Source organism: Deinococcus detaillensis (genome assembly GCF_007280555.1).
Classification (GTDB): domain Bacteria; phylum Deinococcota; class Deinococci; order Deinococcales; family Deinococcaceae; genus Deinococcus; species Deinococcus detaillensis.
In genome coordinates this window covers 142234-154540 of record NZ_VKDB01000006.1, presented here as the reverse complement: position 1 = coordinate 154540, position 12307 = coordinate 142234, and the positions used below count along the sequence as shown (strand labels likewise).

The window sequence follows — 12307 nt, the reverse complement described above, 5'->3', positions numbered from 1 at the left end:
GTGAGTGGGTTGAGTTTCTGGCCCCTCAAGCCGAGAGGTTGGGCGGGGGTGAGATGAAGCAGCCGTTCATAAAAGTACACCTCAGCTGTCTCTCGTTTTTCTCACCCTTCACCGCTCAGTCCCCCAGAACCTTCACCTCATGTCGCCGCAGCAGGCCAATCACCACACTCAGTGGAAAACCCACCACGCCGCTGTATTCGCCCTCAATGCGCTCTATCAGCGCCGCGCCCAGACCCTGAATGCCGTAGCCGCCCGCTTTGTCCAAGCCTTCGCCAGTTTGGGCGTACCACTGCACTTCCGAGAGGGTCAGTGTCCGAAAGAACACGCGGGTGTCCGACACTTCAGCGTCTTCGCCCAGCGGCGACAGCACGGCCACGCCGGTATAGACGTGGTGAACCTGCCCGCTCAGCTCAGCGATAAATTCAGCATTTTCGGCGGTGGTGCCGGGCTTGGCCAGTTGCTTTGAGCCCAGCGCCACCACCGTATCCGAGGCGATCACCAGTGCGTCCGGGCGCAGGGCAAAGACGGCCCGGCCCTTTTGTAGCGCCAGATCGCGGGCGACTTCCAGCGGGTCGGTGTGGTCGCTGTGTTCATCCAAGTCGGCGGCCTCCACCGTGAAACTCACCCCCAGCGAGGTCAGCAGTTCACGGCGGCGCGGGCTGCCGGACGCCAAAATAATGCTTGGTTGACGATGAGCCACGCTCAGTACCCCGCTTTGTTTTGCTCGCCCGACACCAAACCCACTCCGCCCGAGGTGCCCAGCCGCGTGGCTCCGGCTTCAATCATGGCCGCTGCGTCGGCGGGGCTGCGGACGCCTCCCGCCGCTTTGATCTGCGCCCGCCCAGCGATCACGCGGGCCATTAAGCGCACGTCGTCGAGCGTGGCCCCGCCGGTGCCAAAACCGGTGCTGGTCTTGACGAAATCGGCTCCAGCTTGCACGGCGGCTTCGGTGGCTCTTTCCTTTTGCTCGTCACTGAGGTAACACGTCTCGATAATGACTTTCAGCACCTTGCCGCCGGTGGCCGCCCGCACGGCGGCGATGTCAGCCTGCACATACTCCCAGTCGCCCGCGATGGCCGAGCCGATGCTGATGACCATATCCACTTCGTCGGCCCCGGCCGCCACACTCAGGCGGGCTTCCTCGGCCTTTTGCTGGCTGGTGGTGGCTCCCAGCGGAAATCCGCAGACGGTGGCGATCTTCACGCCGCTGTCCCTGAGTTCTCCCGCGCACAGCGCAATGTGCTGAGGATTGACGCAGACGGCTTTGAAGTGGTGCTGCCGCGCCTCGGCGCAGAGCTGAATGAGATCGGCAGGCGCGGCAGTAGCCTTGAGCAAGGTGTGGTCGATGTAAGGCGCGAGATCGAGCGGAGCGTCAGTCATGCCCTGAGCATAGCGGCTGGCCCCGAAAGGCGAAACAAAAGCCGCCACTCCCGGACTGGCAAGTGGCGGCTTTTGTTGTGGTGACCCCAACGGGACTCGAACCCGTGTCTATACCGTGAGAGGGTACCATCCTGACCACTAGACGATGGGGCCACAGAGGAAGGCCGCTCAGTCTAAGTCAGGGGGCCGGGCTTGTCAATCTGCGGCGCTACCAGCAGTCAAGAATGGCCGTCAAGCGTGGTTACCTACTTTGATGACCAACACCGGCACCCGCGATTTTTTCAGGACTTGTTCGGCCACCGAACCGACAAAGAAATGCTCGATGGTGCCCTGCTGATGGCTGCCCACCACGATCAAGTCCGCTCCCCACGCCTGCGCGGCTTCCACCAATGCCGAGGCAGGGTCTCCGCTGACGATCTCGTGCGACTCGCCGACTTCGGTCAGCTTGTCGAGGCGCGACTTGTCCACTTGGGTCAGGGTGTTGATCAAATCAGGCGAGGTTACCATCGGTATCAAGCCCGCGCCCGAAATGTCAGGCGTGGCGGCGGCGCGGACGTCCACCACATGAATCAGCAGCCGCTCAGCGCCGGGAAAGCGGGAGCGGGCCAGCAGCAGTGCGCCGTCTGAGCTCGCTGAAAAGTCAATGCCGATGGCGACGCGGGCAAACGGTTGCGGCGTGGGCGTGGAAGCTGGCGTCGGAGTGGTCATGGCTTAAGCGTAACTGGCCTTACAGAGTGCAGCGTGAAGTAGGTCCAAAGATGAAGAAAAGATTCAGCTGGTCCGGGTTCACTCTAGGTCATCAAATTGGTGGAGTAGCGCGGCTTCGGCGTCGCCTTTGGGAGCGTGGTGACGCTCGACCAGTTCGGCCACCCGCTCACGGCCCCCGGTGCGGCGCAGCAACTCGGCTCCGATGGCCGGATGCTGACCGCGCAGATAAAGTGCTCCAAACGGCAACTGCTGGGCGGCCCGTCCCGGCACCAACCCCACCAGAACGCGCTCATGCACACGGTAGGGCCGCAGCGATTTGCCGCTGTCGTGCAGCAGGGCCGCCGCGCTGAGTTCGGGACTGCTGTCAGGGTAGGCGGCCAGCAACGCCGCCGTGACGCGGCAAGCATGTTCGCGGTCACGGGCGTCCATGCTGAGGTACAGCCGCGCTTCAGGCGGGGTCAGCAAGCCCAGCGCCCAAGCGTCGTTTGGCTGGGCCTGGCTGGCGGTCACGCTGCGTGAGAGCCGCTTGACTTTGCCGGGCAGTTTGCGGAGCTTACTGCTGATTTTGCCGAAAAAACGCGTGGGCACGCCGAGCAGTTTAGCGGCTTTGCCACTCCCTATTTTGTCCAGCAACCCAAGTGGTGAGTGGCTGCCGAGCCTGCCCGCTTCTTGGGCAGAACGCCACCTACCGGGCCTGCCCGCTCCACCCGGTTTACCTCAAATTCTTCAGGCCATCACGGAATACTTTTAAGCAGTGTTGAGCCGCCCCTTTGCTTGCTCAGCTTCTGTCCAGCTAAACTAAGAACTAAGCCTACTTTCCCTGCTCTTTATTCTTCCGCCCCCTTGCGGGCGACCTGCGCGCCGAGGCCACACTGTGAATGACCATCTGGGCACCGAAACTTTGCCCTTCCACGAACTTCAACAAAAGATCTTGCCAGAGCTGCACCTGATTGCTGCTCAGGCGGGCATCGAAAATTACCGCAAGCTCAAAAAAGACGCGCTGTCGCTGGCCATCATGGAGCGCCAAGCCGAGCGCGAAGGGCAGACGCTGGCACGCGGCTACCTCGAGATCAGTCCCGACGGCTACGGCTTTTTGCAGGGCGACTTGCTCGATCCTTCCTCGCGCACGGTGCTGATTACGGCGGGCATCATCAAGCAGTTTCTGCTGCGCAGCGGTGACGAGGTGATTGGCCGCGCCCGCCGCCCCCGCGAAAACGAGCGCTACGGCTCGCTGATTCAGGTTGAGGCCGTGAACAACCTCTCGCCCGAAACCGCCAAGCTGCGCCCGCGTTTTGACGACTTGACCCCGACATTTCCCGATCAGCAACTGGTCTTGGAAGAACCCGGCGTGGCCGACAGCGTCAGCTTGCGGGTGGTGGATTTGCTGGTGCCGATTGGGCGCGGCCAGCGGGCGCTTATCGTCGCGCCGCCCAAAGCCGGCAAGACCACCCTGCTCAAAAAAATCGCCAACTCGATCACCCGCAATTACCCCGACGTTACAGTGATTGTGCTGCTGGTCGACGAGCGCCCCGAAGAAGTCACCGACTTCCGCGAGAGCGTGCAGGGCGCACAGGTGATCGCCTCGACGTTTGATGAGCCGCCGCAGCACCACATCCGGGTGGCCGAGTTCGTGCATGAACGCGCCCGCCGCTTGGTGGAAGACGGCGGCCACGTGGTGATCTTGCTCGACTCGATTACCCGCCTCGCCCGCGCCAACAACCTGGTCACGCCGCCCACCGGACGCACGCTCTCGGGTGGCCTAGACTCCAACGCCCTGCACTGGCCTAAGCGCTTTCTGGGCGCGGCCCGCAACATCCGGGAGGGCGGCAGCCTCACCATTTTGGCCACGGCTTTGGTCGAAACCGGCTCACGCATGGACGACGTGATTTTTGAAGAATTTAAAGGCACCGGCAACGCTGAACTGGTGCTCAGCCGCCGTTTGGAAGAGCGCCGCATTTTTCCAGCCATGGACATCACCAAGTCGTCTACCCGCCGCGATGAGCTGCTGCTCGACCCCGCCGTGCTCAACAAAATGTGGCTGCTGCGAAAAGTCATCTCGGACATGGACCCCGCCGACGCCATGGAAATGCTGCTCTCACGGATGGGCAAGACCCGCAACAATCAGGAATTCTTGGCGACGTTGGGCGGCGGCTGAGTTATTTAGTCCACTCAGCTAAGTGTGAACTTTAACTCCTTTGATCTTGAATGATTTAAGCGGTTGCTGTTAAACTGGCTGCATCTTGGTTTTGTTCGGTTATTTCAAATGTTTTGCTCACGTCAAAGGCTTCGGGGGCGCATTGCGGCACGCCGTTCCAGTTCGACAAACCAAAACCCAGCTCAAGGCGGCGATCTTGGGCTTGGCTTTGTTGGGAGCGGCTCAAGCGGCCAAACCGCCGTTTCCCTTTCTTGCTGCTGCGCCGCTGGCCGATCCGCTGAATTTGACGCGGCTCAAAGGGGTGCAGGTGCCAGCGGCGTTCTTGATCCCAAAACGGGCCGCCCTGCCCACTGGCCCCAGCAGCGCCCTGGTGATCGCCCAGTCTCGTGAGCGGCCTGGGCAGATCGCTGAGCGCTACGGCGTGGGCCTGAGCGCCCTCAAGGTGCTCAGAGGCGGCGCTGAGCAAACGCCCTCGGGCCTGCCGCTCCGTGCCGGTCAGGTGGTGCGGGTGGCCTTGCGGCTCACCTTGCCCGTGAGCCGCCGGCCCAGCAGCATCAAAACCGTGACGGTGGCTTACGGCGATACCCTCAGCCATTTGATGCAGCGCTCCAATCTCTCGGAACGCGAACTGATCAGCGCCAACCTTGAACTCGGCAGCCTCGATAAACTGGCTGTCGGTACCCGGCTCAACATTCCCACCGCCGAGACGGGCCTGCTGATCCGCATCAAGCCCGGCCAGACGGCGGCGGATTTGATTGCGGCTTACCACGCCGCACCTTTGGCCGTGGCCCGCGCCAACGCCATCAAACTGCCCACCGAACTCAGCGTCGGTGACGAACTGCTGCTGCCGGGCATTTACGCCGACTCACTGCACGAAGAGCTGCTCGCCCGCCGCCTGAGGGCCATTCAGCAGGCCAAAGCCGCCGTACTGCTGGCCCAGTATCAGCAGTTCGAAGCGTGGAAGGCCGCCCGCTTGGCCGAGCGCCAGCGCCGATTTGACGCTTACCAAACGTGGCTGAAAAGTCCTGAGCGCCTCGCGTTGATTGCCAAGTACCAGCGCCAAGCCCAGTACGACGCTTGGACGGCCCAGCAAGCCGCTGAAGCGGCGGCCAAGGAAGCCGAGTACCAAGCCTTCCTTACTCAGCAAGCCGCCGAGGACGCGACCAGAACGCAGCAGATCAAAACCCAGATGCTTGACTTGGCCAGCAGCGATCCGCGCCCGCAGATGCAGGCCGCGCTGAGTGCCGAGCAAAATGCCCCCGATTTGCATCTTCGCTGGCCGCTCGAACACCCACGCCTGACCAGCCGATTTGGCGAAGAAGACATTGAGTTTCACGTCGAGCAGTTTCACGGCGGCCTCGATATGGTCGAACCCACCGGCACGCCGATTTACGCTGCCCAAGCCGGTGAAGTCACCAAAAGTGGCGAGGGCGCTTACGGCATCAATGTCTATACCGTTGACGCTGATCTCAACCTCGCCGTCGTCTACGGCCACCTGAGCCAGACAGCGGTGGAGACCGGGCAGAGCGTCAAGCAGGGCGACCTCATCGGCTACGTGGGCTGCACCGGCGAATGCACCGGGCCGCACCTGCATTTCGAGCTGCGACTGGGCGGCACGCCGGTTGATCCGCTGGCTTTTTTGCCTTAGCGTGCCGCTCAAACACTCCTCAAACTGGCTCCATCATCCCCCGCCTTCTGGCTCTAGCGAGGGAGCCAGTTTGAGACTATGCTCGTGCCATGACTGACCAACATTCCCAGACCCAGCAAGGCACCCCTGAAATCAAGTTCGGCTTCGCCGAGATGTTCAAAGGCGGCGTGATCATGGACGTGGTGACGCCCGAGCACGCCCGAATCGCCGAAGCTGCCGGAGCCACCGCCGTGATGGCCCTCGAGCGCGTGCCCGCCGACATCCGCAAGGACGGTGGCGTGGCCCGCATGAGCGATCCCAGCATGATCAAAGAGATCATCGCCGCCGTGACCATTCCGGTGATGGCCAAAGCCCGCATCGGGCACTTTGTGGAAGCCCAGATTTTGCAGTCGCTCGGGGTGGATTTCATTGACGAATCCGAAGTGCTGACCCCCGCCGACGAGAGCTACCACATTGAAAAAAGTAAATTCAACGTGCCGTTTGTCTGCGGAGCCAAAAACTTGGGCGAAGCGCTCAGGCGAATCGGTGAGGGAGCCAGCATGATCCGCACCAAAGGCGAAGCCGGTACCGGCGATGTGGTGGAAGCGGTGCGGCACGCCCGAAATATCCTGGGCGAAATTCGCAGCATTCAGGCCCGCCCCAGCGAGGAACTGATGTCGGTGGCCCGCGACCTCCAAGCGCCTTACCACTTGGTGCAGTATGTCCACCAGTACGGCAAGCTGCCGGTGGTCAACTTCGCGGCGGGCGGCATCGCTACGCCTGCGGACGCGGCGCTGATGATGCAGCTCGGCTTAGACGGGGTATTCGTCGGCAGCGGCATCTTCAAGAGCGGCGGCGGAGACCTCGCCCAAATTGAAAAGCGTGCCCGCGCCATCGTCAAGGCCGTGACCCACTTCGACAACCCCGATATTCTGGCCGAGGTCAGCGAGAATCTGGGCTTGCCAATGACCGGTATCAATATCGATTCGCTGATTCCCGAAGAAAGACTGGCCAGCCGGGGTTGGTAAGACCTCGTTTCTACCGAGTATGACTGTTGGGGGCAGGCCGCCGCGCCTTGCTCCCACCTTTCTTCATTGAGCTTGATCTCAGTTACGAATCAGCAGCCACACCCGAGCAGCAATTACTCTGGAGCCAGAATGAACTCACCACCCACCATCGGCGTCTTGGCCCTTCAGGGAGCGTTCCGCGAACACAAGCGCCTGCTCCAGACCCTCGGCGCACACGTCATCGAAGTCCGACTGCCGCATCAACTCGGAGGGCTGTCCGGCCTAATTTTGCCGGGCGGCGAAAGCACCACCATCGGCAATTTAATGGTGGAATACGGCCTCATCAGCGCTATTCAGGAGTTTCACGCGGCGGGCGGAGCCATCTTCGGCACCTGCGCGGGAGCCATTTTGCTGGCCCGCACTATTCACGGCACACCGCCGCAGTTCGGAGAGCAGCCCAGCCTCGATTTGATGGACATCACCGTGCAGCGCAACGCCTTTGGCCGTCAGGTGGACTCATTCCGCACTCCTCTGGACGTCTCGGGGTTTGAAACGCCGTTTCCCGCCGTCTTTATCCGCGCTCCTGTCATTGCGGCAGTGGGAGAGGGCGTCGAAGTGCTGGCCCGTCACCAAGACCAGATCGTGCTGGCCCGCCAAGGCAATGTGCTGGCCGGAAGCTTCCACCCCGAACTGACCGGAGACGCCCGCATCCATGAACTGTTTTTGAACATGAACCGGAGCGCTCAAGCGGTGGGGAGCGGACTTTAGAGCACCTACACGCAACATTCAAGAACTGGGGGAGCGGGCATACAAGCGGTATTCGCGCCTCGCCGCTGCGCTATCTTCCTGGGTGTGCGCCCGCCTCGTATCATCACCGAAACGTTCAGCTCAGGGACGCGCACTCTCCGCTACACCCGTCAGGGCGCGGGGCCGCCGATCATTCTCATTCATGGTCTGAGCGGTTCGGGGCGCTGGTGGCGCTTCAATGCGCCCGCGCTGGCCGCCTCCCACGAAGTCCTGACTTTAGAACTGCTCGGCGGAGTCGGCGTGCAGGAAGCGGCTCGGCTGATCGGCGCATGGATGGAGCAGCTCGATTTGCCGCCGTGTGCCGTACTGGGACATAGCATGGGCGGCCAAATCGCGCTGTACGTGGCGGCAGCCTCGCCCCAGCGGGTCAGCCGCCTGATTTTGGCCTGTGCCAGCGGCTTACTTCACGCGGCTTGGTGGAAAGTGGCGCTCAATTTGCCGCGTGCGGGCTTTTCAGGTCGTCCCCGCTTTATGCCGGTGGTGCTGCGCGATTCACTCAGAACCGGCCTGCCCAATCTTTACCGCTCAGCCCGCGATTTGCTGCGCGACGATGTGGAAGCGCTGCTGCCAACCATTCAGGTGCCCACCTTGGTCATCTGGGGCTCGCGTGATCCGCTGGTGCCGCCGCACCTCGGCCAATTGCTGGCCCAACGCCTGCCTAATGCCCGGTACACCGAAATTGCCCACGCCGGACATGTGGTGATGGTCGATCAGCCTGCCGCCTTTAACCGCGCCGTGATCGGCTTCCTGGCTCAGCCACTGGCCGGAGAGGCATGAACGATACGGCTCAGGCCCCCACCCAAAAAGGCCGTTCTCATTTCACCACCATTCGCGGTCTGCGCACCCACGCCCGCGTGTACGGAGAGAGCCACAAAGAAGCCATCTTGGTGATTCCCGGACTCGGCTGCGCGGCGTGGATGTACCGCCGCATCGCCCGCACCTTGTCGCGCTGGCGGCAGGTCTGGGTGTATGACCCGCCGGGGCACGGTTTCTCGGCGGGGACGCTGGCTTATCCGGCACATATCGGGCAGCTCACCGATCATCTGGCGCTGTGGATGCAGGCCAACCGGCTGGCGGGTTCGCCGCTGTTGGGGCACTCGCTGGGCGGCGAGGTCATCATTGATCTGGCGGTGCGCTATCCGCAGTTGGCCGGCCCGCTGATCGCCTGTGCTCCGACCGGCATTCCTGAAAACCCCAACGTGGCGGCGCAGATTATTCGGCTGACTTTGGACTTGCCGCGTGAGCGGGTGGGCCTGTGGCCTTACGGCTTGGCCTCTTATTTCCGCACCGGCCCGCTGCGCTTTTATCAATTGGCCCAAGATCAGTACAACCACGACACCGGCCCACTGTTGCCGCTGGTCAAGTCGCCTGTTTTGGTGATCAATGGCACCGCCGACCCGGTGATTCGGCTGTGGACGCTCCTCGAAATGGCCCGCAGCATTCCCGGTGCCCGCACGGTGGAAGTCGCGGGCGGGACTCACGCCCTGACCGACTCGCGCCCGATTGAAGTGGCCATGCACACGCTCGACTTTTTGGAAGACTTGGCAGGACGCTAGGTTGAGGTGGGGGGAGCCGTTGGAGGCCAACAGCCGTCCCCAAACTCGGCTTCCTACAGCCCCTGCACCAACACCAACGCCCCGCGCCCCGGCACGCTGAAACGCTGCTGCTGGCCCACGCCGTAACTGCGCCCGCTCAGCGCGTCGCGGTACTGACCCGCTGCGAGGTTGTCCAGCGCTATATCGCTGGCCTGCTGGCCGGTGTTGAGCAGCACATAAGCGCACTCGCCGCCGCACTCGCGCCGGTAAGCCAGCAACTCGCCCTCTGCGTGCAGCACGTCAAAAGAGCCGCGCCGAAGGGCTTTACTGTGATGGCGGGCCGCTGTCAGCATCTGAAGATGGTGCATGATCTCGCGGTTCCAGGTCTGCGGCTCCGACCAAGGAAAAGCGCGGCGGCAATCCGGGTCAGGGCCGCCTGCCAAGCCGATCTCGTCGCCGTAATACACCGAGGGAGCGCCCACATAAGTCATCTGAAAGGTGGTCGCCAGCGTCAGGGCGCTCACGTCGCCGCTGACCACGCTCAGAAACCTCGCGGTGTCGTGGCTGTCGAGCAAATTGAGCTGGGCCTGCACCACTTCCGAGTCGTACATCCGGGTGACTTCGCTCATCCGGCCCGCGAAGGCGGCAGCGTCCATCGGGGACACGTACCCGGTGCCGGACGCTTCGTTCATGGCGTTATCGAGCGTCTGAGCGCCGAAATACGCCAAACAGGGGCGGGTGAAGTTGTAGTTCATCACCGCGTCGAACTGGTCGCCGCCGAGCCAGCGCTGGGCGTCGCCCCAGATTTCGCCCACGATGTAGGCTTCGGGGTTAATCGCCTTGACCCGGCGGCGAAATTCTTGCCAAAACGAATCGTCGTTGATCTCATTGGGTACGTCCAAACGCCAGCCGTCGATGCCCCAGCGCATCCAGTATTCGGCCACGCTCCACAAAAACTCGCGCACCGAGCGGTCATCGGTGTTGAATTTGGGCAGCGCCCGGTTGCCCCACCACGCTTCATAGTTGGCGGGGTGCTGATGCTCGTAGGGAAACAGCGGCCAAGCGCTGACGTGAAACCAGTCCCGGTAAGCGCTGTGCTCTCCTTGCTCAAGCAGATCGTTGAACTGGAAAAATCCGCGTGAAGCGTGGTTGAACACGCCGTCCAGCACCACTTTCATGCCGCGTGCGTGGGCGGCGTCGATCAAGCTGCGAAGCGCTTCATCACCGCCCAGCATCGGATCGACTTTGAAATAGTCGTGGGTGTGATAGCGGTGGTTGCTGGCCGATTGAAAGACCGGACAAAAATACAGGGCGTTGATGCCCAGGCTCTGGATGTGGTCGAGGCGCTCGATGACGCCCCACAGATCGCCGCCCATGTAGTCGTGCAAGGTGGGCGGCGCACCCCAGTCTTGCAGGTGCAGATTCAGGTTTTGGCGGCCACTGCGGGCAAAGCGGTCGGGGAAGATTTGGTAAAACACGGCGTCTTTGACCCAATCGGGCGTGCGGATACTCACGGAGGTGAGTTTACCCGTTTGGAACGTCGGCGGGCGCACAGGCGGCTAGATGAGCCAGCAAAAAGGCCCGCGCTTCATCCGGCGTTGCTACATCGCCCAGCGCGGCGGCCTCGGCCAGCGTCCGCACGGCCCGGCCCACAACTGGCCCCGCTTCCAAGTTCAGCAGCTTCATGATCTCGCGCCCGGTCAGCAGCGGCGCGGGGGCGGGCGGCTGCTCTTCGAGGGCGGCCAGTATGCGCTCAAAGCCGAGTTGGTAAGCGTGGCGGGTGGCGGGCGTACTCTGCGGCCCACGTGAAGCTTCGCGGTCGGCCAGCATCAGCCAAAGCAAATCGGGCAGCACGTCTCGGCGGCGGTGAACGAAGCGCCTCGCCTCGCGCTCGTTGGCAGGCAGGTGAACCATGTGGGCGTGAATCAGCGCCCTGACCCGCTCGACAAGGGCGCGGGGCTGTTTGAGGCGCTCCAAGCGTCGTGCCGCCAAGTTCGCGCCTAGCTCGGCGTGGCCGTAGTAAGTGCTTCGTCCGGTTTCTGGGTGAACGCCTTTGGTGCGCGGCTTGCCGATGTCGTGAAGCAGGGTGGCCCAGCGCAGCGCCAAATCAGCGCCGGGGAAGCGGGCGAGAAGTTGGTGCAGCGCTTCGATGTTGTGATCGAGCACGTCGAGATGGTGAAAGCCGCCTTGGATGAGGCCCGCGCCCTCCAGCAGCTCCGGCAGGTACAGCTCCAGCAAGCCAAGTTCGCGCAGCAGCAGCATCCCGGCGGCGGCCTCAGCGCTGAGCATCAAGGCGTTGAGTTCGGCACCGATTCGCTCAGCGGCGGGCAGTGGCAGAGCCGGGTCTCGGGCGAGGCGCTGCACGGCGGCTTTGGTCTGCGCCTCCAAGCCAAAGCCCAGCGTGGTGGCCAGCCGCGCCGCCCGCAGCAGCCGCAGAGGGTCTCCGCGCAAGTTCTGCTCGCTGACCATCCTTAAGCTGCGCCGCCCCAGATCGCGCAGTCCGCCTGTGGGATCGCTGACTTGCCCATTCTCGTAAATCGCCAGCGCATTGACGGTGAAATCGCGCCGCAACAGCTCGCTTTCCAGATCAGCAGGCAGCGGCACAAAGTCGTGCTGCACGCCGTCAACGACAGCCCGCCAGTATTGGCGCTGTTCATCGAGGGCAAAGGCCGCGCCGCGCTTTGAAGCGACTGAATTTGTAGCGGCTGAGTTCGTATCAGCTGGATTTGCGGCGATTGAGCTTTCAACGAATGGGTTTGCAGCAATCAGGCGGGCCGCTGCTGCCGGATCGGGCGCGGCCCAGTCGTAGTCTTTTGGCACTGCGCCGCGCAGTAAGTCGCGGGCCGCGCCGCCGACCAGCACGGCAGCGGGCGGGAAAACGGGCCAGTGAAGAACAGAGAATTTGTGGCGGCGCAGCATCTGATCCTCAGCATAATGCTTATACCCAATCAGCCAAAGCTAGACAAAGCGCAAAGCGGATGCTAGGCTGCTTTGCGCTGGGGGCATAGCTCAGCGGGAGAGCGCCTGCTTTGCAAGCAGGATGTCCACGGTTCAAATCCGTGTGCCTCCACCAGCCGAAAGGGCCGTC

General features: G+C 62.7%; 12 protein-coding genes and 2 tRNA genes. 7 read left to right on the top strand and 7 right to left on the bottom strand.

Annotated features, from left to right (window positions below):
• Window positions 1-115 precede the first annotated feature (115 nt).
• The 5 genes from FNU79_RS08405 to FNU79_RS08385 all read right to left on the bottom strand — a co-directional run bounded on the left by FNU79_RS08405 (window position 116) and on the right by FNU79_RS08385 (window position 2676).
• Window positions 116-700, bottom strand: a complete 585-nt coding sequence (locus FNU79_RS08405; RefSeq protein ID WP_225429972.1) for a Maf family protein — start codon at window positions 698-700, stop codon at window positions 116-118.
• A gap of 2 nt (window positions 701-702) precedes the next feature.
• Window positions 703-1380: a deoxyribose-phosphate aldolase gene (gene deoC / locus FNU79_RS08400; protein ID WP_143720404.1), complete on the bottom strand. Its 678-nt coding sequence runs from the start codon at window positions 1378-1380 to the stop codon at window positions 703-705.
• A 78-nt stretch (window positions 1381-1458) separates the two neighbouring features.
• A tRNA-Glu gene (locus FNU79_RS08395) sits at window positions 1459-1533 on the bottom strand.
• Window positions 1534-1611: 78 nt separating this feature from the next.
• Window positions 1612-2088: a universal stress protein gene (locus tag FNU79_RS08390; protein ID WP_143720403.1), complete on the bottom strand. Its 477-nt coding sequence runs from the start codon at window positions 2086-2088 to the stop codon at window positions 1612-1614.
• A 78-nt stretch (window positions 2089-2166) separates the two neighbouring features.
• The gene (locus tag FNU79_RS08385; protein ID WP_143720402.1) at window positions 2167-2676 is read right to left on the bottom strand and encodes an HD domain-containing protein; all 510 of its coding nucleotides are present in this window, start codon (window positions 2674-2676) and stop codon (window positions 2167-2169) included.
• Window positions 2677-2962: 286 nt separating this feature from the next.
• On the opposite strand from FNU79_RS08385, the gene rho reads away from it, so the two are divergent.
• The 6 genes from rho (at window position 2963) to FNU79_RS08355 (ending at window position 9240) form a co-directional block, all read left to right on the top strand.
• Entirely contained in the window at window positions 2963-4243 is a 1281-nt protein-coding gene (gene rho, locus FNU79_RS08380; protein WP_124868142.1) for a transcription termination factor Rho, read from the top strand.
• 85 nt (window positions 4244-4328) lie between these two features.
• Window positions 4329-5891 carry a peptidoglycan DD-metalloendopeptidase family protein gene (locus FNU79_RS08375; protein ID WP_225429971.1) on the top strand — a complete coding sequence of 521 codons (1563 nt, stop codon included), beginning with the start codon at window positions 4329-4331 and terminating at the stop codon, window positions 5889-5891.
• 89 nt (window positions 5892-5980) lie between these two features.
• Window positions 5981-6898, top strand: coding sequence for a pyridoxal 5'-phosphate synthase lyase subunit PdxS (gene pdxS, locus FNU79_RS08370; protein ID WP_143720401.1), 918 nt, complete (start codon window positions 5981-5983; stop codon window positions 6896-6898).
• A 129-nt stretch (window positions 6899-7027) separates the two neighbouring features.
• Window positions 7028-7645, top strand: a complete 618-nt coding sequence (gene pdxT, locus FNU79_RS08365) for a pyridoxal 5'-phosphate synthase glutaminase subunit PdxT (RefSeq protein WP_143720400.1) — start codon at window positions 7028-7030, stop codon at window positions 7643-7645.
• Window positions 7646-7729: 84 nt separating this feature from the next.
• On the top strand, window positions 7730-8461 hold the full coding sequence (locus tag FNU79_RS08360) for an alpha/beta fold hydrolase (RefSeq protein WP_225429970.1): 732 nt from the start codon (window positions 7730-7732) through the stop codon (window positions 8459-8461).
• The gene (locus FNU79_RS08355; RefSeq protein ID WP_143720399.1) at window positions 8458-9240 is read left to right on the top strand and encodes an alpha/beta fold hydrolase; all 783 of its coding nucleotides are present in this window, start codon (window positions 8458-8460) and stop codon (window positions 9238-9240) included. Before FNU79_RS08360 ends, FNU79_RS08355 begins: the two co-directional genes overlap by 4 nt.
• Window positions 9241-9293: 53 nt before the next feature.
• Here the strand turns inward: FNU79_RS08355 and FNU79_RS08350 are convergent, their stop codons facing one another.
• Together FNU79_RS08350 and FNU79_RS08345 are read right to left on the bottom strand one after the other, a co-directional pair.
• Window positions 9294-10733: a glycoside hydrolase family 13 protein gene (locus FNU79_RS08350; RefSeq protein ID WP_185974649.1), complete on the bottom strand. Its 1440-nt coding sequence runs from the start codon at window positions 10731-10733 to the stop codon at window positions 9294-9296.
• 10 nt (window positions 10734-10743) lie between these two features.
• Window positions 10744-12138, bottom strand: coding sequence for an HDIG domain-containing metalloprotein (locus tag FNU79_RS08345; protein WP_143720398.1), 1395 nt, complete (start codon window positions 12136-12138; stop codon window positions 10744-10746).
• A 79-nt stretch (window positions 12139-12217) separates the two neighbouring features.
• On the opposite strand from FNU79_RS08345, the gene FNU79_RS08340 reads away from it, so the two are divergent.
• Window positions 12218-12292, top strand: a tRNA-Ala gene (locus FNU79_RS08340).
• Window positions 12293-12307: the final 15 nt, after the last annotated feature.

Coding starts and splice junctions, on each gene's coding strand:
- deoC (WP_143720404.1), bottom strand. CDS start 1,380: ATGACTGACGCTCCGCTCGATCTCGCGCCTTACATCGACCACACCTTG.
- FNU79_RS08390 (WP_143720403.1), bottom strand. CDS start 2,088: ATGACCACTCCGACGCCAGCTTCCACGCCCACGCCGCAACCGTTTGCC.
- pdxS (WP_143720401.1), top strand. CDS start 5,981: ATGACTGACCAACATTCCCAGACCCAGCAAGGCACCCCTGAAATCAAG.
- pdxT (WP_143720400.1), top strand. CDS start 7,028: ATGAACTCACCACCCACCATCGGCGTCTTGGCCCTTCAGGGAGCGTTC.
- FNU79_RS08355 (WP_143720399.1), top strand. CDS start 8,458: ATGAACGATACGGCTCAGGCCCCCACCCAAAAAGGCCGTTCTCATTTC.
- FNU79_RS08345 (WP_143720398.1), bottom strand. CDS start 12,138: ATGCTGCGCCGCCACAAATTCTCTGTTCTTCACTGGCCCGTTTTCCCG.